Origin of the sequence: Taklimakanibacter lacteus (assembly GCA_003576695.1) — a bacterium.
Lineage (GTDB): Bacteria > Pseudomonadota > Alphaproteobacteria > Rhizobiales > Aestuariivirgaceae > Taklimakanibacter > Taklimakanibacter lacteus.
Genome location: QOZQ01000013.1, coordinates 118,196 through 142,735 on the forward strand (window position 1 = coordinate 118,196; position 24,540 = coordinate 142,735).

The 24,540-nt window shown below is 63.1% G+C and carries 27 protein-coding genes and 1 riboswitch; of the genes, 8 read left to right on the top strand and 19 right to left on the bottom strand.

What is annotated here, in order from left to right:
* Positions 1-2: 2 nt before the first annotated feature.
* The 7 genes from DT068_RS23825 to DT068_RS23855 form a co-directional block, all read right to left on the bottom strand.
* Positions 3-1,181: a M20 aminoacylase family protein gene (locus tag DT068_RS23825; RefSeq protein ID WP_119392395.1), complete on the bottom strand. Its 1,179-nt coding sequence runs from the start codon at positions 1,179-1,181 to the stop codon at positions 3-5.
* A 137-nt stretch (positions 1,182-1,318) separates the two neighbouring features.
* Positions 1,319-2,005, bottom strand: coding sequence for an ABC transporter permease (locus DT068_RS23830; RefSeq protein WP_119392396.1), 687 nt, complete (start codon positions 2,003-2,005; stop codon positions 1,319-1,321).
* Positions 2,006-2,013: 8 nt separating this feature from the next.
* A complete protein-coding gene (locus DT068_RS23835; RefSeq protein WP_119392397.1) occupies positions 2,014-2,724 on the bottom strand; it encodes an ABC transporter permease in 711 nt (236 codons plus the stop codon).
* A 109-nt stretch (positions 2,725-2,833) separates the two neighbouring features.
* Entirely contained in the window at positions 2,834-3,520 is a 687-nt protein-coding gene (locus DT068_RS23840) for an ABC transporter permease (RefSeq protein WP_119392398.1), read from the bottom strand.
* Between the two features lie 9 nt (positions 3,521-3,529).
* Positions 3,530-4,240 (bottom strand): ABC transporter permease, encoded by a 711-nt coding sequence (locus tag DT068_RS23845; protein WP_119392399.1) that lies wholly within the window; start codon positions 4,238-4,240, stop codon positions 3,530-3,532.
* A 62-nt stretch (positions 4,241-4,302) separates the two neighbouring features.
* Positions 4,303-5,091: a transporter substrate-binding domain-containing protein gene (locus DT068_RS23850; protein ID WP_438816454.1), complete on the bottom strand. Its 789-nt coding sequence runs from the start codon at positions 5,089-5,091 to the stop codon at positions 4,303-4,305.
* A 114-nt stretch (positions 5,092-5,205) separates the two neighbouring features.
* Positions 5,206-5,991: an ABC transporter ATP-binding protein gene (locus DT068_RS23855; protein ID WP_119392401.1), complete on the bottom strand. Its 786-nt coding sequence runs from the start codon at positions 5,989-5,991 to the stop codon at positions 5,206-5,208.
* A gap of 275 nt (positions 5,992-6,266) precedes the next feature.
* Between DT068_RS23855 and DT068_RS23860 the strand changes: the two genes are divergently transcribed.
* Genes DT068_RS23860 through DT068_RS23880 form a run of 5 tightly spaced genes read left to right on the top strand, consistent with a single transcriptional unit; the run spans position 6,267 to position 10,433 of the window.
* Positions 6,267-7,424 carry an ABC transporter substrate-binding protein gene (locus tag DT068_RS23860; protein ID WP_119392402.1) on the top strand — a complete coding sequence of 386 codons (1,158 nt, stop codon included), beginning with the start codon at positions 6,267-6,269 and terminating at the stop codon, positions 7,422-7,424.
* A 48-nt stretch (positions 7,425-7,472) separates the two neighbouring features.
* Positions 7,473-8,480, top strand: coding sequence for an ABC transporter ATP-binding protein (locus DT068_RS23865; RefSeq protein ID WP_119392403.1), 1,008 nt, complete (start codon positions 7,473-7,475; stop codon positions 8,478-8,480).
* The gene (locus DT068_RS23870; protein WP_119392404.1) at positions 8,477-9,427 is read left to right on the top strand and encodes an ABC transporter permease; all 951 of its coding nucleotides are present in this window, start codon (positions 8,477-8,479) and stop codon (positions 9,425-9,427) included. The genes DT068_RS23865 and DT068_RS23870 overlap by 4 nt, the downstream gene beginning before the upstream one ends.
* Positions 9,417-10,232: an ABC transporter permease gene (locus tag DT068_RS23875; RefSeq protein ID WP_119392405.1), complete on the top strand. Its 816-nt coding sequence runs from the start codon at positions 9,417-9,419 to the stop codon at positions 10,230-10,232. Before DT068_RS23870 ends, DT068_RS23875 begins: the two co-directional genes overlap by 11 nt.
* A 6-nt stretch (positions 10,233-10,238) precedes the next feature.
* Positions 10,239-10,433, top strand: a complete 195-nt coding sequence (locus DT068_RS23880) for a hypothetical protein (RefSeq protein WP_119392406.1) — start codon at positions 10,239-10,241, stop codon at positions 10,431-10,433.
* On the opposite strand, the gene DT068_RS23885 is transcribed toward DT068_RS23880, so the two are convergent.
* From DT068_RS23885 to coaD, 7 genes are read right to left on the bottom strand one after another with little or no spacing between them, the layout of a single operon-like run.
* Positions 10,434-11,030: an SRPBCC family protein gene (locus DT068_RS23885; RefSeq protein ID WP_119392407.1), complete on the bottom strand. Its 597-nt coding sequence runs from the start codon at positions 11,028-11,030 to the stop codon at positions 10,434-10,436. It abuts the gene before it with no gap.
* A 33-nt stretch (positions 11,031-11,063) separates the two neighbouring features.
* Positions 11,064-12,191, bottom strand: coding sequence for a tRNA guanosine(34) transglycosylase Tgt (gene tgt / locus DT068_RS23890; RefSeq protein WP_119392408.1), 1,128 nt, complete (start codon positions 12,189-12,191; stop codon positions 11,064-11,066).
* Positions 12,188-13,261, bottom strand: coding sequence for a tRNA preQ1(34) S-adenosylmethionine ribosyltransferase-isomerase QueA (queA, locus tag DT068_RS23895; protein WP_119392409.1), 1,074 nt, complete (start codon positions 13,259-13,261; stop codon positions 12,188-12,190). Before queA ends, tgt begins: the two co-directional genes overlap by 4 nt.
* Before the next feature lie 9 nt (positions 13,262-13,270).
* Positions 13,271-13,675: a hypothetical protein gene (locus DT068_RS23900; protein WP_119392410.1), complete on the bottom strand. Its 405-nt coding sequence runs from the start codon at positions 13,673-13,675 to the stop codon at positions 13,271-13,273.
* A gap of 6 nt (positions 13,676-13,681) precedes the next feature.
* On the bottom strand, positions 13,682-14,155 hold the full coding sequence (locus tag DT068_RS23905) for a peptidylprolyl isomerase (RefSeq protein ID WP_119392411.1): 474 nt from the start codon (positions 14,153-14,155) through the stop codon (positions 13,682-13,684).
* On the bottom strand, positions 14,155-14,697 hold the full coding sequence (locus DT068_RS23910; protein WP_119392412.1) for a peptidylprolyl isomerase: 543 nt from the start codon (positions 14,695-14,697) through the stop codon (positions 14,155-14,157). Before DT068_RS23910 ends, DT068_RS23905 begins: the two co-directional genes overlap by 1 nt.
* A 35-nt stretch (positions 14,698-14,732) precedes the next feature.
* A complete protein-coding gene (gene coaD, locus DT068_RS23915; RefSeq protein WP_119392475.1) occupies positions 14,733-15,236 on the bottom strand; it encodes a pantetheine-phosphate adenylyltransferase in 504 nt (167 codons plus the stop codon).
* A gap of 85 nt (positions 15,237-15,321) precedes the next feature.
* Between coaD and DT068_RS23920 the strand changes: the two genes are divergently transcribed.
* Positions 15,322-15,744, top strand: coding sequence for a VOC family protein (locus DT068_RS23920; protein WP_119392413.1), 423 nt, complete (start codon positions 15,322-15,324; stop codon positions 15,742-15,744).
* 3 nt (positions 15,745-15,747) lie between these two features.
* Here DT068_RS23920 and ilvD read toward each other — a convergent pair whose 3' ends face one another.
* Together ilvD and DT068_RS23930 are read right to left on the bottom strand one after the other, a co-directional pair.
* Positions 15,748-17,592 carry a dihydroxy-acid dehydratase gene (gene ilvD / locus DT068_RS23925; RefSeq protein ID WP_119392414.1) on the bottom strand — a complete coding sequence of 615 codons (1,845 nt, stop codon included), beginning with the start codon at positions 17,590-17,592 and terminating at the stop codon, positions 15,748-15,750.
* 90 nt (positions 17,593-17,682) lie between these two features.
* Complete coding sequence (locus tag DT068_RS23930; protein ID WP_119392415.1) at positions 17,683-18,291, bottom strand: LysE family translocator; 609 nt, start codon at positions 18,289-18,291, stop codon at positions 17,683-17,685.
* A gap of 89 nt (positions 18,292-18,380) precedes the next feature.
* Positions 18,381-18,565, top strand: a riboswitch (cobalamin riboswitch).
* 45 nt (positions 18,566-18,610) lie between these two features.
* On the opposite strand from DT068_RS23930, the gene bluB reads away from it, so the two are divergent.
* Complete coding sequence (gene bluB, locus DT068_RS23935; RefSeq protein WP_119392416.1) at positions 18,611-19,297, top strand: 5,6-dimethylbenzimidazole synthase; 687 nt, start codon at positions 18,611-18,613, stop codon at positions 19,295-19,297.
* Here the strand turns inward: bluB and DT068_RS23940 are convergent.
* Both DT068_RS23940 and DT068_RS23945 read right to left on the bottom strand, forming a co-directional pair.
* Positions 19,294-19,896: a LysE family translocator gene (locus DT068_RS23940; RefSeq protein ID WP_162914413.1), complete on the bottom strand. Its 603-nt coding sequence runs from the start codon at positions 19,894-19,896 to the stop codon at positions 19,294-19,296. The genes bluB and DT068_RS23940 overlap by 4 nt on opposite strands.
* Before the next feature lie 68 nt (positions 19,897-19,964).
* Positions 19,965-21,455, bottom strand: a complete 1,491-nt coding sequence (locus DT068_RS23945; protein WP_119392418.1) for an HAL/PAL/TAL family ammonia-lyase — start codon at positions 21,453-21,455, stop codon at positions 19,965-19,967.
* Between DT068_RS23945 and DT068_RS23950 the strand changes: the two genes are divergently transcribed.
* On the top strand, positions 21,439-21,636 hold the full coding sequence (locus DT068_RS23950) for a hypothetical protein (protein WP_162914414.1): 198 nt from the start codon (positions 21,439-21,441) through the stop codon (positions 21,634-21,636). The two genes, DT068_RS23945 and DT068_RS23950, sit on opposite strands and share 17 nt — an antisense overlap.
* A gap of 110 nt (positions 21,637-21,746) precedes the next feature.
* Here the strand turns inward: DT068_RS23950 and gyrA are convergent, their stop codons facing one another.
* Positions 21,747-24,476, bottom strand: a complete 2,730-nt coding sequence (gyrA, locus tag DT068_RS23955) for a DNA gyrase subunit A (protein WP_119392420.1) — start codon at positions 24,474-24,476, stop codon at positions 21,747-21,749.
* Positions 24,477-24,540: the final 64 nt, after the last annotated feature.

Genomic DNA, 24,540 nt, shown 5'->3' on the forward strand with positions numbered 1-24,540 from the left:
CCTCAGACTTTCGGCAGGAAGCGCTCCACCATCCGGCCCCACAGCGATGCGCCGATCACCAGGAGCTCGTCGTTGAAATCGTATCCGGGCGTGTGCAGCATCCGGCGGGGCTCTGCGGCGCCATTGCCGAGCATGAAATAGCATCCGGGCACGGCCTCCAGCATATAGGCGAAATCCTCCGAGATCATGGTCGGCGCCGGCAGGTCGATGATCGGATGCGGTCCTTTGAGCTCTGCGGCCACGGCACGCGCGAAGGCCGCTTCCTCCGCCGTGTTCACCGTCGCTGGATAACCAAGCTCGTAATCGACTGTGGCGGCGCAGCCATGCGCCTCGGCCACGCCCCTGATGATCGCCGGCACGCGCTCGGCAAGCTGCTGGCGCACCCTGGATGAGCAGCTGCGCACGCTGATCTCGAGCGCGGCACTCTCGGGTATGACATTGCAGGCCGTGCCGGCATTGAAGGCGCCGACCGTCACGACCGCGGCCTCCACCGGATCTATGTTGCGGGCGACGATCGTCTGCAGCGCCGTCACCACGGCAGCACCCGCCACCACCGGATCGACCGTCTCATGCGGGACCGCGCCATGGCCGCCGGGACCCGAGATGACCGCCTTCGCCATGTCGACGGCCGCCATGATGGTACCGGACCTTCCCGCAAACTGTCCGGCCGGCATTCCCGGCCAGTTATGGAAGGCGAAGACCGCATCGCAGGGAAAGCGCCTGAACAACCCCTCCGCGATCATGCGCTGGGCGCCGCCGATATTCTCTTCCGCCGGCTGGAAGATCAGATGCACCGTGCCGTCGAAATTCCGGCTTTCAGCCAGATAGCGCGCCGCACCAAGGAGCGTCGTCGTATGGCCGTCATGGCCGCAGGCATGCATCTTGCCGGGGGTGAGGCTCTGATAGGAAAGGCCTGTCGCTTCGCTGATCGGCAGCGCATCCATGTCGGCGCGCAGCCCGATCGCCTTGCGCCCCATTCCCTGCTGCAGCGTGCCGACGACGCCGGTGCCCGCGACATTGCGCTTGACCTGATAGCCGAGACGGGCAAGCTCACGCGCCACGATCTCCGAGGTGCGCGTCTCCTCGAAGGCAAGCTCGGGGTTGCGATGCAGGTCATGGCGGATAGCCCGCAGTTCCGGATCGTAGGAGGCCACCCGGTCATTGGCGGAAAGCTTGGTCAAGACGAAATCCTGTGCAGCAAAGAAAGCGCACTCCTAAAGCATTGTGGCGGCGTGCGGAATGGGGCCCGACTTCCTCTGATTCTTGAGATCATGCGGTGTAGGCATAATATTGATTTGATTACGTAATGTATTAATTTCTAACGCTGCGGCACTTGCCGCTCGACGTAATTGAAAATCCGCGTGATGATGAAAGTCAGCGCGAAATAGATCACTGCCACCATGATCATGGGTGGGAAGAAGTCGTAGGTGGTGCGGAAAATCTGGCCGGCGGCACCATAGAGCTCGACCACGGTCACCAGGGCCGCAATCGGCGTCTCCTTGAGCTGCTGGATGGTCTCGCCACCGAGCGTCGGCAAAACGATGCGGAAGGCGCGTGGGAACCAGATGCGGCGCAGCACGGTAAAGGGCGACATGCCGAAGGCTCGCGCCGCCTCGAGCTCGCCCTTGGGCACGCTGGCAAAGGCGCCTTTCATCACCGCCCCCTCATAGCCGGCAAAGCTCAGCGTGAAAGCGAGCGTGGCATAGAAGAAGCCTTCCCGAAGCACCGGCCACATGAAGCTGTGGCGTATCCATGGAATCTGCGGAAACAGCGAGCCCAAGCCGTAATAGAGAATATAGAGTTGGATGAGCAAGGGCGTGCCGCGGATGACCATGCAGAAGGAGGCGGCAAGCCAGGCGAGCGGCTTGGGTCCGGTGACCTGCACCAGCCCGATGGGAATGGCGAGGATCATGCCGAAAAACACCGAGAGCACGAGCAACAGGATCGTGTATTTGAGGCCGATGAGGATGAGCGGCAGAAACTGTATGAGGATCGTGAAATCCATGGGCCGCCTCACCCCACCTTCGGCTGGCCGCGCCGCACATAGCGGTCGAGCATGCCGAAGCCTTGCAGTGAAATGAGTGAAATCACGAGATAGAGCACTGCGGCAGTCGTGTAGAAGGTGAAATACCATTTGGTGCCACCGGCCGCCTGCTGGGTGATCTTGGTCAATTCGACATAGCCGACCACTGAGATGAGAGCCGATCCCTTGGTTGCAGTGAGCCAGAGATTGGACAGGCCCGGAATGGCATATGGCAGCATCGCCGGCAGCGTGATGCGCCGGAACATCAGGAAGGGCGACATGCCATAAGCCCTCGCCGCCTCGATCTGGCCGACAGGGATGGCCTTGATCGCGCCGCGCAAGACCTCAGTCGAATAGGCGCCTTGCACGACACCCAGCACCGCCACCGCCGCAACGAAACCGTTGATCCGCACCGGACCTAAACCGAATGCAGCAAGCAGGCTGTTGAAGCCCTGGGTGCCCGTATAAAACAGGATTACGATGAGAAGCAGCTCGGGGACCGAGCGCACGATCGTCGTGTAGCCTTCCAGCAAGCGCTTGGTGAGCTTACCGCCACTGAGCTTGCCGCGGGCGCCGAGCAGGCCGATCAGGAGACCAAGCGCGTAGGCGCAAAAGGAAATCTGCAGGGTAGTGATTACGCCACGAAAGATCGGACTACCCCAGCCGGGTGGGTTCCACGCCAACAGGTCCGTCCAGCCCATTCAGCACCTCGTCGGAGCAGCGTTAAGTGCATCCACTAACGCTTCAGCTGATACCCCAGGTCATGAAGGGCGATTAAAGAACTGTAATAATTAAAAAATACCGAATTTCTTAGCGTTGCGGCACCTGCCGTTCGACAAAGTTGAACAGCCGCGTGATCAGGAAAGTGAGCGCGAAATAGATCACGGCCACCATCAGCATCGGCGGGAAGAAATCCAGGGTGCTGCGGAAGATCTGGCCGGCGGCGCCATAGAGCTCCACGACCGTCACCAGGGCGGCGATCGGCGTCGCCTTGAGCTGCAAGATGGTTTCGCCGCCCAGGGTCGGCAGGACAATGCGGAAGGCCCGCGGAAGCCAGATGCGGCGCAGGACCGTGAACGGCGACATGCCGAAAGCGCGCGCCGCCTCGAGCTCACCCTTGGGCACGCTGGCAAAGGCGCCCTTCATGACAGCACCTTCATAGCCCGCAAAGCTCAGCGTGAAGGCAAGGGCGGCATAGAAGAATCCCTCCCTCAGCACCGGCCACATGAAGCTGTGGCGGATCCAGGGAATTTGCGGGAAAAGCGAGCCTAGGCCGTAATAGAGGATGTAGAGCTGGATGAGCAAAGGTGTGCCGCGAATGACAGTACAGAATGCGCCGGCGAGCCAGGCGAGCGGCTTGGGCCCGGTGACCTGCACCAGCCCGATGGGGATGGCGAGGATGAAGCCGAAGATGCAGGACAGGATCAGCAGGACGATCGTGTACCAGAGCCCCTTGAGGATCAGCGGCAGGAAGTCGATGAGTACGGTGAAATCCATGTCCGATCCTCACCTCACCTTGGGCTGGCCGCGGCGGACATAGCGGTCGAGCATGCCGAAGCCCTGCAGTGAAACGAGCGATATCGCGAGATAGATCGCCGCGGCGGCGGTGTAGAAGGTAAAATACCATTTGGTGAAGCCGGCGCCCTGCTGGGTGATCTTGGTCAGCTCGAGATATCCGACCACGGAGATGAGCGCCGAATCCTTGGTGGCATTCAGCCAGAGATTGGAAAGGCCGGGAATGGCATAGGGCAGCATCGCGGGCAAAGTGATGCGCCGGAGCAGCAGTAAGGGAGACATGCCATAGGCCTTCGCGGCCTCGATCTGCCCAACCGGGATGGCATTGATCGCCCCTCTCAGGACTTCGGTCGAATAGGCGCCTTGCACGACGCCGAGCACCGCGACCGCGGCGATGAAGCCATTGATGCGCACCGGACCATAGCCAAAGGATTCCATCAGACTGTTGAGGCCCTGGGTGCCCGTATAATAGAGGATGACGATGAGAAGCAGCTCAGGCACGGAGCGAACGATCGTCGTGTACCAGTCGAGCAGGCGGCGTGTGAGCTTGCCTCCGCTCAGCTTGCCGCGGGCCCCCAGGAGGCCGATCAGAAGACCCAGCAAATAGGCAAGAAAGGAAATCTGCAGGGTGCTGATGGCGCCGAAAAAGAGATTTTTTCCCCAACCGGGTGGATTCCACGCCAAGAGATCCAGCCAATTCATCTAACACCTCGCCGGGGATGCTGTGGCTGCCTCCGGGACGCTCCGGAAGCAGCCACGAGCCACTATTGCGGCAGTATCATCTTGCCGACGAGTTCGGGATACTTCTCGGTGATCTTGTTGATTTCACCGGACTTGGCCAAGGCATCGATGGCCGCGTCGAGCTTCGCCTTGAGCTCCGTGTCCTCCTTGCGGATGCCGCCGCCCACGCCTTCGCCGAGAATCTCGGCGTCTTCAGGAACCGCGCCCTTCAATTCACAGCAGGCTGCGCCCTGGTCGGTCTTCAGATAGGTGTCGAGCGCACTGCCATCGGCCTGTACATAGTCAAGTCGTCCGGCGGCAAGATCGTTATTGGCCTCATCCTGCGTCTGGTAGGTCTTGATCGTCGAGCCGGCGCCGAAATATTTCTCGACATATTTCTGGTGAATTGTGGTGACCTGCACACCGATCGTCTTGCCCTTGAGATGCTCCGGGCTGATGTCCGTGTCGCCATCCTTCTGGCCGATGATGACGGTGGGCGTATTGTAGTACATCTTGGTAAATTCGATCGACTTCTTGCGATCGGCGGTGATCGACATCGACGACCAGATGACATCGATCTGCTTGGCCGTCAGAGACGGGATGATGCCATCCCAAGCCACTTCGACCAGTTCGCATTTCTCCTTCATCTGTGCACAGACGGCATCCATCAGATCGATTTCCCAGCCGACCCATTTGCCGGACGCGTCCTTCGACGTGAAGGGCGCATAAGGTTCGGCGGCCACTCCGAATTTGAGGTCGGCCTTGGCCTGGGCCGCAAAGCCGCAAAGGGCTACGGCGGCGACGGCCAGCATCAATCGGCGGTTAAAGCTCATGGTCTCACTCCCTTGTAGTCGGATCATTCGATCCGGTTGTTGTCAAAAAGCCCCGACTCCACATCTTCGGAACCCATCTCAACTAAAGCACGTCATCTCACGCTGGCAAGCCGGTCAGTGGATTCCCGACACGAATTGCCTGCAGCGGTCGCTCTTGGGCGCGCCGAATACCTGGCTCGGCGGCCCCTCCTCCTCGATCAGCCCTTTGTGCAGATAGATCACATGGCTCGACACATCACGGGCGAATTTCATCTCATGGGTGACGAGAATCATCGTCCGCCCCTCGAGCGCGAGATCGCGGATGACCTTGAGCACCTCGCCGACCAGCTCCGGATCGAGCGCCGAGGTCGGCTCGTCGAACAGCATGACCTTTGGATTCATCGCCAGAGCGCGCGCGATTGCCGCGCGCTGCTGCTGGCCACCTGAGAGGAAGGCCGGATATTGTGTGCGCTTCTCATAGAGCCCGACCTTCTGCAGCAGGGCTTCGCCGCGCGCGATCGCCTCGGCCTTGGGCACCTTCAGCACATGCACCGGCGCTTCGATGACATTTTCGAGCACGTTGAGATGGGGCCAGAGATTGAAGGACTGGAACACCATGCCGAGGCGGGTGCGGATGCGCTCGAGCTGATGGCGGTCGGTCGGATGCAGATTGCCGTCATGGCCGGTCTTGAGCGCAATATCCTCGCCCGTGACCTGGATACGGCCCTGGGTTGGCATTTCAAGGAAGTTGATGCATCTGAGGAAGGTGCTCTTGCCCGAGCCTGAGGCGCCGATCATCGAGACGACATCGCCCTCATGCGCCGTCAGCGAAACCCCCTTAAGAACCTCCAGGTCGCCGAAACTCTTATGCAGATTTTCGACGACGACCGCAGGCTGTCCACCCGAACTCCCCTTGGCCACGTGGCAGCGCGCTCCCTTGTTATGTTCTTTTGTTCAAAAGACTATCATGCAAACAAAAATTTGGTCAATCCAACATTGCTGGTGGATTTTTCCGTCCGGCCCGAGCATTTTTTCACCCCCCGCCCACCGACCATAAGTCGTAGACGCCGATCCTCCGGACCCCACTTCCCTTGCATCGACAGACAAGCTAGCGTTGCGACAGCCACCGCGCACGACAGTGAACGGAGCAGCCGGCTGTGCGCGTTAATCATGTCCGGCCTGCAGGGAGGGTTATCATGAAATCCATAAAGCGGGCTTTTATTTCCGTTTTGGCAGTTGCCGCGCTCACCGGCACGGCTCTGGCCGACATGAAAAAGGAAATTGGCCCCGGCGAAGGCCAGGTCAATATCGTCGCCTGGCCGGGCTATATCGAACGGGGCGAAACCGACAAAAACTACGATTGGGTGACTGATTTCGAGAAGAAGACGAGCTGCAAGGTCAATATCAAGACAGCCGGCACGTCCGACGAAATGGTCGCCTTGATGAATGAAGGCGGCTTCGACCTGGTCACCGCCTCGGGCGATGCGTCGCTGCGCCTGATCTCCGGCAAGCGCGTGCAGCCGGTCAATGTCGACCTGATTCCCTCGTGGAAAACGGTCGATGAGCGCCTTCAGAACGCGCCCTGGCACACGGTCGACGGCATGCATTATGGCGTTCCCTATCAGTGGGGCGCCAATGTGCTGGCCTATAATACGAATGTCTTCAAGGAAGCGCCCAAGAGCTGGAGCGTCGTCTTCGAGGAGCAGAACCTGCCCGACGGGAAGTCGAACAAGGGCCGGATCCAGGCCTTCGACGGCCCGATCTATATCGCTGATGCGGCTCTCTATCTGATGAAGCACAAGCCGGAGCTCGGCATCAAGGATCCCTATGAGCTTACCGAGGACCAGTACAAGGCGGCACTCGACCTGCTGCGCGCGCAACGCAAGCTGGTTGGCCGCTACTGGCATGACGCCTTCATCCAGATCGACGACTTCAAGAACGAAGGCGTTGCTGCGTCATCGTCCTGGCCCTTCCAGGTGAACCTGCTCGTCGCCGACAAGCAGCCCATCGCCTCGACGGTTCCCGAGGAGGGCGCCACCGGATGGGCCGACACCACGATGATGCATTCCGAAGCAGCCAATCCCAATTGCGCCTATATGTGGCTCGAGCATTCGATCAATCCGAAGCTTCAGGGTGACCTGGCTGCCTGGTTCGGATCGGTTCCGGCGGTGATGGCTGCCTGCAAGGGCAATTCCCTATTGACCGACACGGGCTGCGACACCAACGGCCTCGGCAATTTCGAGAAGATCAAGTTCTGGCGCACGCCCGTGTCCAAATGCGCCAGCCAGGCCGCCGGTTGCGTGCCCTACTACCGCTGGGTGTCCGATTACATCGCCGTCCTCGGCGGACGCTGATCGATCGCAAATCGCTCCCGCCGGTCATCGCCGGCGGGAGTATCCATCATGACAACAGCCGTCTCCTTCCAGAATGTGTCACGGCATTTCGGTGCCGTGCGCGCGGTCGATGATGTCACGCTCGACATCGCGCCCGGTGAGTTCTTCGCCATGCTCGGCCCATCGGGATCGGGCAAGACCACCTGCCTGCGCCTCATCGCCGGTTTCGAGCAGCCTTCAAGTGGCCATATCGAGATCTTCGGCACCACCGCCGAAGGTCTTCCGCCCTATCGGCGCAATGTGAATACCGTGTTCCAGGACTATGCGCTGTTCCCGCATATGAGCATCCTGGACAATGTCGCCTATGGCCTGATGGTCAAGGGTGTCGCCCGCGCGGCGCGCGAAGCCAAAGCACTTGACGCGCTGGATCTCGTCGAGCTCAAGGGTTTCGAGGGTCGCAGGCCCTCGCAACTCTCCGGTGGACAGCGCCAGCGTGTGGCGCTTGCCCGCGCGCTCGTGAACGAGCCCAAGGTGCTGCTGCTGGATGAGCCGCTGGGCGCGCTTGATCTCAAATTGCGCGAGCAGATGCAGGTCGAGCTCAAGACCTTGCAGCGCAATCTCGGCATCACCTTCGTCTTCGTGACCCATGACCAGGGCGAGGCGCTTTCGATGGCCGATCGCGTCGCCATCTTCAACAATGGCAAGATCGTCCAGGTGGGGGCGCCGCAGGAAATCTATGAGCGCCCGCGCACCCGCTTCGTCGCAGATTTCGTCGGCTCATCGAATGTCCTGCCGCCGGATTTCGCCGGCAAGACAGGCGCTCCCGCCAGGTGGATGAGCCTGCGCCCCGAGAAGATCACGATCGCTGTCGGCGGCACTCCCGCCAAGGCGCATTCCGTGGCCGCCAAAGTGACCTCGGTCCACTATCAGGGCGCGGTAACGCGGGTGAATACCGATGCAGGCGGCCAGGCGATCGCCGTCGCCGCCCCTTCTTCCTTCGGCTTAATCGCCATAGGCGATGAAGTGACGCTGTCCTGGCCTGCAGACGCGCTGCACGCCATGGAGGACGAGGCGTGACGGAAACCACCATCGGCGCCGCCACCGAGCACCGCAACGGACTCCTGCGCCGGTTCTCCGATGCCCTGTTCCGGCGGCCTTTCCTCCTCCTCACCCTCCTGCTGGCGCCGCCGCTCCTGTGGCTCGGCATCGTCTATCTGGGCTCGCTCCTGGCGCTGCTGGCCCAGAGCTTCTTCTCGATCGATGAATTCTCCGGCCTGGTGAAGCATGAGCTCACGCTCTCGACCTATGCCGAACTGCTCAACCTCGCCAATGTCGATGTCATCCTGCGCAGCCTCACAATGGCCATTGCCGTCACCCTGGCGGCGGCGCTGATCGCCTTTCCCATTGCCTATTATGCGGCACGCTATGCCAGAGGCCGCTGGAAGGCCTTCTTCTACCTGGCGGTGATGCTGCCTCTGTGGTCGAGCTATCTCGTTCGCGTCTATGCCTGGAAGCTCATCCTCGCCAAGGAAGGGATCATCACCTGGTTCGCCGGGAAGACCCATACGACCTGGCTGCTCGACGCGATCCTGGCGACGCCGGTCATTGGCGGACCATCCTTGAGCATCAGCTATATCGGCACCTTCCTCGTCTTCCTCTATGTGTGGCTGCCTTACATGATCCTGCCGACCCAGGCGGCGCTCGAACGCGTGCCGGTCAATCTGATCGAGGCCTCGGCCGATCTCGGCGCCCATCCGCGCCAGACCTTCACGACCGTGATCTTTCCCCTGGCGCTGCCCGGCCTGATCGCCGGATCGATATTCACCTTCTCGCTGACCTTGGGCGATTATATCATCCCGCAGATCGTCGGCACGTCCACCTACTTCCTTGGGCAAGCCGTCTATACGCTGCAGGGCACGGCCGGCAACATACCGCTCGCCGCGGCCTTTACCGTCGTGCCGATCTTGATCATGGGCATCTATCTGGCGATCGCCAAGCGCATGGGAGCTTTCGATGCGCTCTGACCGCGGCCAGACGGCACCACGCGCCTTGAGCCTCGCCGCCATTGCGGGTCTTCTCTTCCTGCATGTGCCGCTGCTGCTGATCTTCCTCTATGCTTTCACCACCGAGGAGAAGAGCTACCAGTTCCCGCCTCCCGGCCTCACGCTCAAATGGTTTGGCGCGGTGTGGGAGCGCCAGGATATCTGGAACGCGCTCTGGCTCTCGGTGAAAGTCGCGACCATCGCCACCGCGGTGGCCCTGGTGCTCGGCACTTGCGCGGCTGCCGCCGTTTCACGTGCCCGGTTCTTTGGCCGCGACTACATCTCGCTGCTCTTCATCCTGCCGATCGCCCTTCCCGGCATCATCACCGGCATCGCGCTACGCTCGGCCTTCAACATCATGAATTTCGATTTCTCCTTCTGGACGATCGTGCTCGGCCACGCCACCTTCTGCATCGTCGTCGTCTACAACAATGCCCTCGCCCGTTTCCGCCGCACGTCCGGCAGCCTGATCGAAGCCTCCATGGATCTTGGCGCCGACGGCTTCCAGACTTTCCGCTATGTCGTCCTGCCCAATATCGCCTCCGCTTTGCTGGCGGGCGGCATGCTGTCCTTCGCGCTTTCCTTCGATGAGGTCATCGTCACCACTTTCACCGCCGGCCAGCAGGCGACGCTGCCGATCTGGATGCTGACCGAGCTTATCCGCCCACGCCAGCGCCCGGTCACCAATGTGGTGGCGATCTTCGTGATCGCGGTGACCTTCATACCGATCCTCTTCGCCTATTACCTGACCCGCGACGGCGAGCATGTCGCCGGCGGCGGCAAATAGGCCGCGATGACCATCAGGCTGATGATCCTCGCTGTCGCCATCCTGCTGGTATCGCTATCGCTCGGCCTGAACAGACGGCTCAGGGGAGCGCCGCCCTGGCTGCGCATCCTGCATCATGCCGTCTTCTACGCAGCCCTGGCCTATATGGCGGTGTTCGCGGCGATCTTCATCGCCCTGCACTTGTTCGGCTATCGCCTCTGATCAGCGCTTCTTCTTCACGGCCTTCTTTTTCACGGCTTTCTTTGCCGGCTTGGCGGCTTTCTTCGCTGCCTTCTTCACCGCTTTCTTGACGGCCTTTTTGGCAGCTTTCTTCTTCACCGCGGCGGGCTTCGGCGCCGCCGGTGCCGCTTCCGGCTTCATCGCACCGACGATCGCCGCGAATTTCTCGAAGAACTGGGTCGCCATGGAGCGCGCCGTCGAATCGATCAGGCGCGAGCCCAGCATGGCGAGCTTGCCGCCGACCTGCGCATCGACATCATAGGAGAGCCTGGTGCCGCCCTCGGCATCCGCGAGGCTGACATCGGCCCCGCCGCTGGCGAAGCCGGCGAGCCCGCCCTTGCCCTCGCCCGAAATGCGGTAGCTGCTGGGCGGATTGAGATTGCTCAGATTCACGACGCCGGTGAAGCCGGCCTTGACGGGCCCGACCTTGGCGACGACCCGCGCTTCCATCTGCGTATCGGAATGCTTGACGATCGACTCGCAGCCGGGGATGCATTGCTTGAGGATTTGCGGGTCGTTCAGGGCCTTCCACACGGTCTCGCGCGCCGCCGCGATCATCTCTTCGCCACTCATTTTCATTGGATGCCTCCTGGGTGATCCGATGGCGCAATTTTAGGCGAGATTATCGCCCCGCTTCCACTGTTCCTTGGTCGCAAGCCGGAAGTCCTCGAACCGGCCGGCCGTAATGGCCTCCCGCATGCCCTGCATGAGAGACTGGTAATAGGCGACATTGGCCCAGGTGAGCAGCATCATGCCCAGGAGCTCGCCGGCGCGGATCAGGTGATGGAGATAGGCGCGGGAATAGACCGAAAGGGCCGGGCACGGGCTTTCCGGATCGAGCGGGCGGGGATCATCGGCATGCTTGGCATTGCGCAGATTGATCTTGCCGAAGCGGGTAAAGGCCTGGCCGTGGCGTCCGGAACGGGTCGGCATCACGCAGTCGAACATGTCGATGCCGCGCGCCACCGCTTCGAGAATGTCCTCGGGCGTGCCCACCCCCATCAAATAGCGCGGCCGGTCGACCGGCAGATGGGGCACCGTGCTTTCGATCGTCTGCAGCATCAGCGCCTGGCCTTCACCGACCGCCAGTCCGCCAATGGCATAGCCCTCGAAGCCGATTTGCCGCAGGCCCTCGGCCGAGATGCGCCGCAGCCTTTCATTCACCCCGCCCTGGACGATGCCGAAATTGCCGTGCCCCGGCTGCGTCCCGAAGGCCTGGCGCGACCGCTCGGCCCAGCGCAGGGACAGCTGCATCGCGCGCTCGGCGTCCTTGTCGGTATGCGGATACATGAGGCATTCATCGAGCTGCATCTGGATATCGGAGCCGAGCAGACGCTGGATCTCCATCGAGCGCTCAGGGGTCAGCTCATATTTCCGCCCGTCGATATGCGACTGGAAGACCGCCCCTTTCTCCGAGATCTTGCGCAGCTTGGCGAGCGACATGATCTGGAAACCGCCTGAATCGGTGAGGATGGGATGGGGCCAGTTGGCGAATTGGTGCAGGCCCCCGAGCTTCGCCACTTCCTCAGGCCCGGGCCTGAGCATCAGGTGATAGACATTGCCGAGGATGATGTCGGCGCCGGTCGCCTTGACCTGCTCGGGATAGAGGCCTTTGACGGTGCCGGCGGTGCCGACCGGCATGAAGGCCGGCGTGCGGATCTCGCCGCGCCCGGTCGAGATCGTACCGCGCCGCGCCGCGCCATCCGTCTTGTGCAGTGTGAATGAAAAGCCCTCGCTCATGGCGCCGCAGGGAATAGCAGGCTGGCATCGCCATAGGAATAGAACCGATAGTCATGGGCGATCGCATGGGCATAGGCCGCCTTCATCCGCTCGAGGCCGGCGAAGCCGGAGACCAGCATGAACAGCGTCGAGCGCGGCAAGTGGAAATTGGTGATAAGAAGATCGGCGACCCGAAAACGGTAGCCCGGCGTGATGAAGATATCGGTCGACCCGGAGAAAGGCCGGAGCTCGCCCGATCGGGCGGCGCTTTCGAGGAGCCGGAGCGAGGTCGTGCCGACCGGGACGATCCGCTGTCCCCTGGCTTTGGCCGCTTTCAGCCGCTCGACCACATCCTCAGGCACCTCGCCCCATTCCGAATGCATCTTGTGGTCTTGCGTGTCTTCCGCTTTCACCGGCAGGAAGGTGCCCGCCCCGACATGCAAGGTTACGAATTCCCTTTGTATCCCAGCATCTTGCAGTGACTTCATCAGATCGTCGGTGAAGTGGAGGCCGGCCGTTGGCGCCGCCACCGCGCCCTCCTCCTCGGCATAGATCGTCTGGTAGTCCTGCCGGTCCCGGTCGTCGGTGTCGCGTTTGCCGGCGATGTAGGGCGGCAGCGGCATGTCACCCAAGGTGGCGATGGCTTCATCGAGCGTCGGTCCGAAGAAATCGAAAGCCAGCGTGATCTCGCCGCCCTCGCCCTTCTCCTCGACAGTCGCATCGAGCGTGCCGAGCAGGCATACGCGGCCTTCGGCGCCGAAGCGGATACGGTCACCCGCCTGGAGGCGCTTGCCCGGCTTGGCGAAGGCCTTCCAGCGCGAGCCGTCGATGCGCTGATGCAGGAGAGCCTCGATGTGCGGCGTGGCGTCGCCGCGCCCGATGCGATTTCCATGCAGGGACGCGGGAATGACCTTCGTCTTGTTGAAGACCAGGACATCGCCGGCCCGCAGCAGTGAGGGAAGATCCCGGACTATGCGGTCGGCAAGATCATGGGGACGCACGACCAGGAGCTTGGCGGCGTCGCGCGGGCTGGCGGGCCTGAGCGCGATGCGCTCATCCGGCAGGTCGAAATCGAAGTCGGCGACGCGCATGGCGCTCGGCTATTCGCCGCCACAGATCACCGGCCAGGCGCCGACCCCGACGATGTGGAGTGTGCCGGCGGCTATGGGCTCCTGGCCATATTCATGGGCCCGGGTCACCCGGAGCTTCGCGATGATCTGCTCGGCATTGTCGTCGGCGATGTCGATCTGCAGGACGTCATCGTCCGAGAAGGCCTGGGCGACGAGGATGCCGATCTGGCTACCCTCTGGCTTCGTCGCCCAGCTCTTGCCATTGGCGTCCATGGTAAGGCTCAAGGGACTGAGCCCCGGCGTCGTGCCGACCACAAAGCCCATGGCCGCTTTCTCATCCGCGGAGCTGCAGATGATGTTTTCCGTCGCCAGCGCCTTGCCGGCACAGAGCATCGTGGCGAAAAGCAGCAATCCGAACTTTCCGATCGGCACCATTCTGGTTCAGCCCTTTGCGTCGGCGGCGACCTGCATCTTGACGATCTTGTCGGGGTCGCGCACCGGCTCGCCGCGCTTCAGCTGGTCGACGAACTCCATGCCGGATGTCACCTTGCCCCACACAGTATACTGCTTGTCGAGGAAGGTCGCGTCGTCGAAGCAGATGAAGAACTGGCTGTTGGCCGAATCCGGGTTGGACGAGCGCGCCATCGAGCACACGCCGCGCACATGCGGTTCCTTGGAGAACTCGGCCTTCAGATTGGGCTTCTTCGAGCCGCCCATGCCGCTGCCGGTCGGATCGCCGCCCTGCGCCATGAAGCCTTCGATCACACGATGGAAGACGACATTGTCATAGAAGCCTTCGCGCGCCAGCTCCTTGATGCGCGCCACATGATTGGGCGCAAGATCGGGCCTCAGCTGGATGACCACCCTGCCCTTGGCGAGGTCCATATAGAGAGTGTTTTCGAGATCGGTAGCCATTATTGAACATCCTTCAAGATTCTGACGGAAACCATTTTGCTGGGATTGGCCGGCGGCTCGCCCTTGGCGATCTTGTCGACGCAGTCCATGCCGGAAGCGACGCCGCCGAACACCGTATACTGGCCGTCGAGGAAGCCGCCATCGGCGAACATGATGAAGAACTGCGAATTGGCCGAATCCGGGCTCTGGGCGCGCGCCATGCCGAGCGTGCCACGGTCGAAATGCGCCTTGCTGAACTCGGCCGGCAGATCGGGCTCGTTCGATCCGCCCATGCCGGTACCGGTTGGATCGCCGGTCTGCGCCATGAAGCCGTCGATGACGCGGTGGAAGATGACGCCGTCATAGAACTTCTCGCGCGCCAGCTTCTTGATCCGCGCCACATGCTTGGGCGCCAGATCGGGCCTGAGGCCGATGGTGATCTTGCACTTTTCGGAGGTGGTGATCACCAGCGTGTTTTCCGGATCGAGGGTCTGCGCGGCGAGCGGCAAGGTGCTTGCCGCCACGGCGCCGATGAGGCCGATCAGGCCCAGTCTGAATTTCATTCGTGTCTCCTTGCGTTGAGGAACGGTTTTCCCGATCAGGCCGGCTTTTTCAGGGCAGTCTTCACAGCCGCCAGAGCTTCCTTCGGGATAAATAAAGTGACGTCGCCGCCCATGGCGGCGATCTGCTTGACCAGAGATGAGGCGATCATCCGCGTCGCCGGGCTCGCGGCCAGGAAGACCGTTTCGATGTCGGGCGCCATGGCCCCGTTCATCTGGCCCATCTGGACCTCGTAATCGAAGTCGGATGCATCGCGCAGGCCGCGGATAAGGAGCCCGGCGCCGGCGCGCCGTGCCGCATCGACGGCCAGATCATCGAAGGTCGCGACCGCGATCTTGACCCCGGTGTGCTGCGCGATCGGGGCAACCACCGTCTCGAGCAGCTTGATGCGCGTCTCGGCATCGATCAGGGCTTTCTTGCCATGATGGGTGCCTACCCCCAATACGAGCTTGTCCACAAGCCTGGCCGCCCTCGCAATGATGTCGAGATGGCCATAGGTGACGGGGTCGAAACTGCCGGGATAGAAGCCTGTTCGCGCCATGGCGGAAGCCATAGCCCGATCGCGCTCCTGCCGCAACCTGTCAGCGGCGCCGGGTAAGCTCTGCCCCACAAGAGGAGGAATCATCATGGCCAGCGACAATCCCTCAATCATTTCGCATGTTTCGGTCGGAACCAACCGCTACACGGAGGCCCGTGCTTTCTACGAGAAAGTGCTGGCCACGCTCGGCTGCCGGATCATCATGGAGCATCCGGGCGCCACCGCTTTCGGCAAGCAGTTTCCCGAATTCTGGGTCCAGGAGCCGCATGACGGCAAGAAGGCCGCCACCGGCAATGGCATCCATTTCGGCTTCATGGCGGGCTCGAAGGCCGAGGTCGATACCTTCCACAAGGCGGCGATTGCCGCGGGCGGCAGCGATGACGGCAAGCCGGGGGGCCGCGCCGATTATGGTGAGCCCTATTACGGCTGCTTCATCCGCGACCTCGACGGCCACAAGATCGAGGCCGCCTTCTGGGACGAGGACCTCGCGAAGAAGCTGGGTATGGGCTGACCGCTATTCCGGAACCTGGCGGACGGCGCCCTTGGCGGCGCTGGTCGCCATGGCCGCATACGCGCGGAGTGCTGTAGTCACTTTGCGATTGCGCTTTTCGACCGGCTTCCAGGCCGTTGCACCGCGCGCTTCCATCGCGGCGCGGCGGCGCGCGATCTCGGCTTCCGGCACCGACAGATTGAGCGTGCGCTTGGGGATATCGATCTCGATCGGGTCACCGGTCTCGACCAGCCCGATGAGCCCGCCTTCCGCCGCCTCGGGCGAGGCATGGCCGATCGAGAGGCCGGACGTGCCGCCGGAGAAACGTCCATCGGTGATGAGCGCGCAGGCTTTGCCGAGGCCCTTCGATTTGAGATAGCTTGTGGGATAGAGCATCTCCTGCATGCCGGGTCCGCCGCGCGGCCCCTCATAGCGGATGACGACGACATCGCCGGCCTTGACCTTGCCGGTGAGGATGCCGCTCACCGCCGCATCCTGGCTTTCGAACACCACCGCCGGGCCTGAAAAGACGAGAATGCCGGCATCGACGCCCGCCGTCTTCACGATGGCGCCCTGCTCGGCGAGATTGCCATAGAGCACCGCGAGGCCGCCATCCTTGGAGAAGGCATGCTCGGCCGAGCGGATCACGCCCTTCTCACGGTCGAGATCGAGTGAGTCATAGCGCCGCTCCTGGCTGAAGGCGACCTGGGTCGGCACACCACCGGGCGCCGCCCGGTAGAAATCGCTGACCTTGGCGCTCTTGGTGCGCACCACGTCCCATTGCTCGAGTGCCGCGCCCAATGTCTGCGCATGAACCGACCCGACCGATATGTCGAGAAGGCCGGCGCGGTCGAGCTCGCCCAGGATCGCCATGATGCCGCCGGCGCGATGCACATCTTCCATATGCACATCCGATTTCGACGGCGCCACCTTGCACAACACCGGCACGCGCCGCGACAGCCGGTCGATATCGGCCATGGTGAAGTCCATTTCCGCCTCATGCGCGGCGGCCAGGAGATGCAGCACCGTATTGGTCGACCCGCCCATGGCGATATCGAGCGTCATGGCGTTTTCGAAGGCGCCGAAGCTTGCGATCGAGCGCGGCAGGACGCTGGCATCGTCCTGCTCGTAATAGCGCCGCGCCAGGTCGACGACGAGATGGCCGGCCTCGATGAAGAGGCGGCGCCGGTCGGCATGGGTGGCGAGCGTCGAACCATTGCCGGGGAGCGACAAGCCCAATGCCTCGGTGAGGCAGTTCATCGAATTGGCGGTGAACATGCCCGAGCATGACCCGCAAGTGGGACAGGCCGAGCGTTCGATGACCTTCATGTCCTGCTCGGAGACTTTTTCATCGGCCGCCGCCACCATCGCATCGACGAGGTCGAGCGCCACTTCCTTGCCCTTGAGCACCACCTTGCCGGCTTCCATCGGCCCACCCGAGACGAAGACGACGGGGATGTTGAGGCGCAGCGCCGCCATCAGCATGCCGGGGGTGATCTTGTCGCAATTGGAGATGCACACCATGGCATCGGCGCAATGCGCATTGACCATGTATTCGACCGAGTCCGCGATGAGCTCGCGCGACGGCAGCGAATAGAGCATGCCGTCATGGCCCATGGCGATGCCGTCATCGACGGCGATGGTGTTGAACTCCTTGGCGACGCCGCCCGCCGCCTCGATCTCGCGCGCCACCAGCTGGCCGAGGTCCTTGAGATGCACATGGCCCGGCACGAACTGGGTGAAGGAATTGACCACCGCGATGATCGGCTTGCCGAAATCGCTGTCCTTCATGCCGGTGGCGCGCCACAGGCCGCGGGCGCCGGCCATGTTGCGGCCATGGGTGGTGGTGCGGGAACGATAGCTCGGCATGATGCAACGCTTTCCTTGGGATGCCGGGTTTACGTGACGGCTGGCCGGCCCCCTGTCAACCGTCCAGTTTACATGGCTAGCTTGCGCAAATCAGCGCCCGCGCAGCGCCAGCCAGACGCCGCCGCCGATGAGGCAGAGGCCGCTCGACACCTCGACGAAACGCACCCGGCTGTGCGACAGCCACGACCCGGCATTGCCGGCCGCGAAGGCATAGAGGCTGTCGAACACCGTGGCGATGATCATGAAGGTCAAGCCCAGCAGGATGAGCTGGTTCAGATAGTCGCCATTGGGTGAGATGAATTGCGGGATGAGGGCGCCGAAGACCAGCAGCACCTTGGGATTGGACAGGATGACCATGAAGCCCTGCAGGAAGAACCCGCCTTTGGGCGGCGTGGCGGCGGCGGCAAGCAGCTCGCCCTTGGAGCGCACCAGCTTGATGCCGAGCCAGATCAGATAGGCCGCGCCCGCGATGCGCACGACATCGAACCACACGCCCATCAAGGTGATGGCGGATGCAAGGCCCAGTATGGCGATCACCATCCACACCACAAGGCCCGCCTGCGTGCCGGCCACATTGAGAAGCCCGGCGCGCTGGCCGTATTTGAGGCTGTTGGCGATGACGACCGTGACGGTCGGGCCCGGCACGATGACGATGGCGACGGCGGCGAGGCAAAAGGCGATATAGGCTTCGAGGGTCATGGCGGGTCTCCTACGTTCGGAGAGGAAGCAAGCCATGGGCGTGAACGCAATTGCAAGGGGAATCTGGACAGGGGGCTCCCCCTCCCCTAAATCTCCACCCACTGCCTGGTGCTCCCGCAAGCCTGCGGGAGAGAATCGGAAACACGGTGCAACACCGTGGCGTGCCCAACGCTGTAAGGGGGATTCTTTCGGCAACCAGCCACTGGTCATACCGGGAAGGCGCTGAAAGGAGACGAACCCGAGCCAGAAGACCGGCCCGGCAGGAAGGTCCAACGCATGGTCAAGCGGTGGACAGCGATGCAGCGCAAGGGGACACGCGATGCAGGATTTCAATGTCGATGACCGTGCCGCCGTCTACCGCGCCATCTTCACCCGCCGCGACATCCGCAGCTCCTTTCTCAGCCGGCCCATACAAGACGACGTGCTGGCCCGGCTCCTGCTCGCCGCCCATCACGCGCCATCGGTCGGTTTCATGCAGCCCTGGAACTTCATCGTCATCCGCGACGCGGAACGGAAGGCCCGGATCCGCGACCTCGTGCTGAAGGCGCGGGCCGAGGAAGTCCGGCAGGTCGAAGAAACCCGCCAGCCGCTCTATCGCGCGCTGAAGCTCGAGGGCATCAGCGAGGCGCCGGTCAATCTGTGCATCACCTGCGACCGCACCCGCGCCGACGACGCGCCGCTCGGCCGCTGGCACAATCCCGAGATGGACCTCTACAGCACCGTCTGCGCCGTGCAGAATCTGTGGCTCGCGGCGCGCGCCGAGGGTATCGGCATGGGCTGGGTCAGCATCCTCGACAAGAAGGAACTGCGTAGCCTGCTCCGCATTCCCGTCCATGTCATGCCGGTCGCCTATCTGTGCCTCGGCTATGTGGCCGATTTCGAGCGGAAGCCCGAGCTCGAGACGAAGGGCTGGCGGCAGCGCCTGCCACTCAGCAATCTCATCGCCAGTGAGGAGTGGGATGGTGACGGCGAGGATCGCCTCAAAGCCCTGGCAATCGAAACCTAACGCGGCCAGGCGAGCCAGAGGGCGGCGATGACCAGAAGCCCGCCGCTGATGCGATCGAGCCAGACGAGCCGCTCGTCCGACAGGAAGCTGCGCGCCTGGGCGGCCGTCACCGCCAGGATGGCGCCGATGATGGCGCTGACCGCGATGAAGGTCACGCCGAGGATCGAGAGCTGCGGTGCTGCCGGCCGGTTGGGATCGACAAAGGGCGGCAGGAAGGCCGCGAGGAAGAGGATCACCTCAGGATTGGCGACGGCGACCAGGAAGCCGTCGCGGAACAGGCACCCGGTCGGCTGCGGGCCGGAGAGCCCGGCTTTGCCGGCGAACCACAGGCGCGTGGCGCCGAGATAGAGCAGAAAGGCCGCGCCGCCGAGCCTGATCCAGTCGAACCAGGTCTTCATGGTATCGGCGATCCAGGCGAGGCCCAGTGCTACCAGTGAGATCAGGAGGACGAAGCCGAAGACATTGCCGGCCACCGTGACCAGGCCGCCCCGCATGCCCTGCCCGATGCTGTTGGCGACGATGACCGACATGGCCGGTCCCGGCTTGACGAACAGAAGCGTGCTGGCGGCAAGGAAAGCGAGGAAAAGATCGAGCGGCATGGAGATCAGGTGCCCCGGAAAGTCGGGTTCACTTCCCATATTTCACGGCACGAGCGCAAGACCGCGTCTCAACCCAAGGCGATCAGCGCCGCAACACGCTCGACATCGCTGCCGAGCTCGCGGTCCTCGTCGAAGGGCGCGACCTGGCTGCGTAGGGTTCTATAGGCCTCTGCCGCCCCCTGCCCCAGTTCCGCCGTCACGCCGCGGATCTCGACGGCATGGACCGAAGAGATCAGCTCCATGGCGATGAGATAGCGGAAGCGCTCGACGATCTGGTTCACCTTGGCAACGGCGGTAGGCGCCATCGACGACTGGTCTTCGATCCAGTCGGAGACCGCGATCGGGGTCAGCGAGACGGGAGAGGCGAGAAAACGGATCTCGGCCTCCATCGCCGCGACCGGCTTCTGCACGATGGCGAAGCCGATGCGGTTCTGGCCCTGGGCGGCGAGGAAGCGCGGCAGGCCCGAAACCTGCGGAGACATGAGCTTGATGGTCCGGTTGGCGATGCCGGCCGCCGCATGGGCCAGCGCCTGGGCCAGCCTCTCCCAGGACAGGACGAAAGCGGTCATGTCGAAATTGCCATGCGAGACGATCCGGTCCTCAGCTGCCAGCACAACCGGATTGTCGCCCGAACTCGCCAGCTCGATCCCGGTCGCGGCGCGCGCCTCATCGATCGCATGGCGAAGCGCGCCCCAGACCTGCGGCACGCAGCGGTAAGAGAGCGGATCCTGGATGCGCCGGGCAGCACCTGGCCTGAACAACGCGCTGCCCGCCAGCAGCTCGCGCAATTGCGCCGCCACTTCACGCTGGCCGAAAGCCGGACGCGCCGCCATGGCTGAAGCATCGAGTGCGCCGGCATTGCCGCGGAAGGCCTCCAGATTGAGCGCGGCACCCTTGAGCGACCACAGGAAAGCCCGCTCGAGATCCTCGAGCGCCAGGCAGGCTTGCGCGACCGAGAGGCTGTTGGCGACGATGAGGGCATGGCCGTCCTTGACGCGGATGTCGATGGGCGGCAGCCCGGCGCGCTTGAGTGCTTCCATCGCCGGCATCGTCTCGCCGCCATGTTCCGCCTGCCCCTGGCCGATGAGGCCGAGCGTCATATGGGCGAGCGGCGCCAGATCGGCGGCCCCCAGCGACCCGAGCGACGGCACCACCGGGTGGAAGCCCGCATTCAGCGCCGCGACCAGTCCTTCGAACACGCCGGGCGAAATACCGGTGCCGCCGGCCGCCATGCCGGCCACCCTGACCGCCATCATCGCCCGCACCGCTTCGCGCGGCAGGCTGGGGCCGAAGCCGACGGCGTGGCCAAAGGAAATCCGCCGCTGATAGGCGATCAGGTCTTCCTCGCTCAAGGGTGTGTCGACGGCCGCCCCCAGCGCCGTGGTCAGCCCGTAGACAGGGCGGTTCTCGGCGGCATGGCGTTCCACCACCGCGCGGCTGTCGCGGATGCGGACCTGGATCTCGGGCGAGATCTCGATACGCGAACGACGGCGGGCAATGGCACAGATGTCCTCCGCACGCAGTGGCGCCGTGGTCAGCCGGATGGGCATCGTCGTCATGGAGGATCGCCTCGATGTGGTGATGGCACTTCACATGTTTAGCGAGGCGGAGGCAAGACTTGCCGCCATCCCCTCGCCCCGCTTCAGCGGGGAGAGGGAGGGGCCCATTGCGGAGCAATGGGAGGGTGAGGGGCTTGCCGCAAGCATATTCGACAACGCCGACACCCTGGTGGGCAAGTGAAGAAGCACGACCGGCAGGCTCCTCACCCTTCCCGCCGCTGCGCGGCGGGCCCCTACCCTCTCCCCGCGGAAGCGGGGCGAGGGTGAAAGGCTCGATAGGTGGCGAAGCGATTACGCCTCGACGCCGCCCTCTTCTTCCTCGCTGATGCGCTCGACCGAGACGACATGCTCGTCATCGGCCGTGTCGAGGACGATCACGCCCTGGGTGGAGCGGCCGGCCTTGCGGATGTCGTTGACCGGGCAGCGGATCAGTTGCCCGCCATCGGTCACCAGCATGATCTGGTCCTCGTTCTCGACCGGGAAGGACGCCACCAGCGGGCCATTGCGGTCATTCACCGCCATGGCGACGATGCCTTTGCCGCCGCGATTGGTGATGCGGTATTCGAAGCTCGACGTGCGCTTGCCATAGCCGTTGGAGGACACGGTCAGGATGGTCTGCTCGGCGGCTCCCATCTCGGCATAGCGCGCCTGCGACAGCAATGTCTCCTGCGTCGCCTCCTCTTCGCCATTACCATTGCCGTTGCCGTTCTCCTCGATCTCATCGCCCGATACCGCGCGGGCCATCTTGAGATAGGCGATGCGCTCATCGGCCGAGGCCTCGACATGACGCAGCAGCGCCATCGAGATCACGCGATCGCCGTCCTCCAGCCTGATGCCGCGCACGCCGGAGGAATCCCGGCCCTTGAAGATGCGCACATCATCGACCGCGAAGCGGATGCACTGGCCACGCGCCGTGGTCAGCAGCACGTCGTCGGCGACGGTGCAGATGTCGACATTGGCGATCTGGTCGCCCGCATCGAGCTTCATGGCGATCTTGCCGTTGCGGTTGATGCTCTCGAAGTCGGACAGCTCATTGCGCCGCACATTGCCGCTGCGCGTCGCGAACATGAGCTGCAGCGTGCCCCAGGTCTGCTCATCCTCGGGCATCGGCATCACCGTGGTGATGCGCTCGTCCTGCGCCAGCGGCAGCAGATTGATCAGCGCCTTGCCGCGCGCTTGCGGGTTGCCGACCGGCAGGCGCCATACCTTCATGCGATAGACCATGCCGGCGGACGAGAAGAACAGGATCGGCGTATGGGTATTGGCGATGAAGAGCTTGGTGACGAAATCCTCTTCGCGCGTCTGCATACCGGCCCGGCCCTTGCCGCCGCGCCGTTGCGCGCGATAGGCCGACAGCGGCACGCGCTTGACATAGCCGGTATGGCTCACCGTCACCACCATGTCCTCGCGCTGGATGAGGTCTTCGTCCTCGACCTCGCCCTCGTTGTCGACGATCTCGGTGCGCCGGGGCGTGGCGAACTCGGCCTTGATGGCGGCGAGCTCGTCCTTGATGATGCCGAGCACCCGCGCGCGTGAGCGCAAAATCTCGAGATACTCGGAAATTTCCTTGGCGAGCCTCTCCAGCTCCTCGGCGATTTCCTCGCGCCCGAGCGCGGTCAGGCGCTGCAGGCGCAGTTCCAGGATGGCGCGTGCCTGCTCTTCCGACAGCTTGTAGGTGTCGTCGGCATTGAGCTTGTGGCGCGGATCGGCGATGAGGGCGATCAGCGGCGCCATGTCCTTGGCGGGCCAGGCCTTGGCCATCAGGGCTTCGCGCGCCTCGGCCGCGTCCTTCGAGCGCCGGATGAGGGCGATGACCTCGTCGATATTGGCGACCGCGATGGCGAGGCCGACCAATATATGGGCGCGGTCGCGCGCCTTGTTCAGGAGATACTTGGTGCGCCTCGTGACGACTTCCTCGCGGAAGGCGACAAAGGCCTGGATGAGATCCTTGAGATTGAGAAGCTCCGGCCGCCCGCCGGTCAGGGCGACATTGTTGACGCCGAAGGTGGTCTGCAGCGGCGAGAAGCGATAGAGCTGGTTCAGCACCACGTCCGCCATCGCGTCGCGCTTGAGCTCGACCACGACGCGCATGCCATGCCGGTCGCTTTCGTCACGGATGTCGGCGATGCCCTCGATCTTCTTCTCGCGCACCAGCTCGGCGATCTTCTCGATCATCGTCGATTTGTTCACCTGATAGGGAATCTCGGTGACGATGAGCGCTTCACGTTCCTTGCGTAGTTCTTCCGTATGCACCTTGCCGCGCATGACGATCGAGCCGCGCCCGGTATGCATCGCCGACTTGACACCGGCGCGCCCCAGAATGATGGCGCCGGTCGGGAAATCCGGCCCCGGGACGATGGCGATCAGGTCGTCGATCGAAATGCCGGGATTGTCGATGGTGGCGATGCAGCCGTCGATCACTTCGCCCAGATTATGCGGCGCCATGTTGGTCGCCATGCCGACGGCGATGCCGCCCGACCCATTGACCAGCAGGTTGGGGTATTTCGCCGGCAGGACCGACGGTTCCTGGAACTCGTTCGAATAGTTCGGCGTGAAATTGACCGTGTCCTTGTCGAGATCGTCGAGCAAGGGCATGGCCGACTTGGCGAGGCGCGATTCCGTGTAGCGATCGGCAGCCGGCGGATCGCCGTCGACGGATCCGAAATTTCCCTGCCCGTCGATCAGCGGCAGGCGCAATGAGAAATCCTGCGCCATGCGCACCAGCGCGTCATAGATCGCGAGATTGCCATGCGGATGGTATTTACCCATCACGTCGCCGACGATGCGCGCCGATTTCTTGTAGGGCTTGTCGGGCGTGAAGCCGTTCTCATGCATCGTGTAGAGGATGCGCCGATGCACCGGCTTGAGCCCGTCGCGCACATCGGGAAGGGCGCGCGACACGATCACGCTCATGGCGTAATCGAGGTAGCTTTTCTTCATCTCCTCTTCGATGGAGATGGGGAGGATCTCGCCCGGATTGCCGGAGGAATTCGGATCGTTCTTGTCGTCGTTATCGGCCACGGAAAACCTGAATGGACTGTCGCTTCACTTCTTTGAAGCGCTCCCTTCTCGCCCAAGTCGGACA

Coding starts and splice junctions, on each gene's coding strand:
- bluB (WP_119392416.1), top strand. CDS start 18,611: ATGCAGGATTTCAATGTCGATGACCGTGCCGCCGTCTACCGCGCCATC.
- DT068_RS23875 (WP_119392405.1), top strand. CDS start 9,417: ATGCGCTCTGACCGCGGCCAGACGGCACCACGCGCCTTGAGCCTCGCC.
- DT068_RS23900 (WP_119392410.1), bottom strand. CDS start 13,675: ATGGTGCCGATCGGAAAGTTCGGATTGCTGCTTTTCGCCACGATGCTC.
- ilvD (WP_119392414.1), bottom strand. CDS start 17,592: ATGCCGAGCTATCGTTCCCGCACCACCACCCATGGCCGCAACATGGCC.
- DT068_RS23880 (WP_119392406.1), top strand. CDS start 10,239: ATGACCATCAGGCTGATGATCCTCGCTGTCGCCATCCTGCTGGTATCG.
- DT068_RS23860 (WP_119392402.1), top strand. CDS start 6,267: ATGAAATCCATAAAGCGGGCTTTTATTTCCGTTTTGGCAGTTGCCGCG.
- DT068_RS23865 (WP_119392403.1), top strand. CDS start 7,473: ATGACAACAGCCGTCTCCTTCCAGAATGTGTCACGGCATTTCGGTGCC.
- DT068_RS23840 (WP_119392398.1), bottom strand. CDS start 3,520: ATGGATTTCACCGTACTCATCGACTTCCTGCCGCTGATCCTCAAGGGG.
- DT068_RS23940 (WP_162914413.1), bottom strand. CDS start 19,896: ATGCCGCTCGATCTTTTCCTCGCTTTCCTTGCCGCCAGCACGCTTCTG.
- DT068_RS23920 (WP_119392413.1), top strand. CDS start 15,322: ATGGCCAGCGACAATCCCTCAATCATTTCGCATGTTTCGGTCGGAACC.
- DT068_RS23910 (WP_119392412.1), bottom strand. CDS start 14,697: ATGAAATTCAGACTGGGCCTGATCGGCCTCATCGGCGCCGTGGCGGCA.
- tgt (WP_119392408.1), bottom strand. CDS start 12,191: ATGAGCGAGGGCTTTTCATTCACACTGCACAAGACGGATGGCGCGGCG.
- queA (WP_119392409.1), bottom strand. CDS start 13,261: ATGCGCGTCGCCGACTTCGATTTCGACCTGCCGGATGAGCGCATCGCG.
- DT068_RS23905 (WP_119392411.1), bottom strand. CDS start 14,155: ATGGCTACCGATCTCGAAAACACTCTCTATATGGACCTCGCCAAGGGC.
- DT068_RS23835 (WP_119392397.1), bottom strand. CDS start 2,724: ATGGGCTGGACGGACCTGTTGGCGTGGAACCCACCCGGCTGGGGTAGT.
- DT068_RS23845 (WP_119392399.1), bottom strand. CDS start 4,240: ATGAATTGGCTGGATCTCTTGGCGTGGAATCCACCCGGTTGGGGAAAA.
- DT068_RS23945 (WP_119392418.1), bottom strand. CDS start 21,455: ATGACGACGATGCCCATCCGGCTGACCACGGCGCCACTGCGTGCGGAG.
- DT068_RS23950 (WP_162914414.1), top strand. CDS start 21,439: ATGGGCATCGTCGTCATGGAGGATCGCCTCGATGTGGTGATGGCACTT.
- DT068_RS23830 (WP_119392396.1), bottom strand. CDS start 2,005: ATGGATTTCACGATCCTCATACAGTTTCTGCCGCTCATCCTCATCGGC.
- DT068_RS23930 (WP_119392415.1), bottom strand. CDS start 18,291: ATGACCCTCGAAGCCTATATCGCCTTTTGCCTCGCCGCCGTCGCCATC.
- DT068_RS23885 (WP_119392407.1), bottom strand. CDS start 11,030: ATGAAAATGAGTGGCGAAGAGATGATCGCGGCGGCGCGCGAGACCGTG.
- coaD (WP_119392475.1), bottom strand. CDS start 15,236: ATGGCGCGAACAGGCTTCTATCCCGGCAGTTTCGACCCCGTCACCTAT.
- DT068_RS23850 (WP_438816454.1), bottom strand. CDS start 5,091: ATGAGCTTTAACCGCCGATTGATGCTGGCCGTCGCCGCCGTAGCCCTT.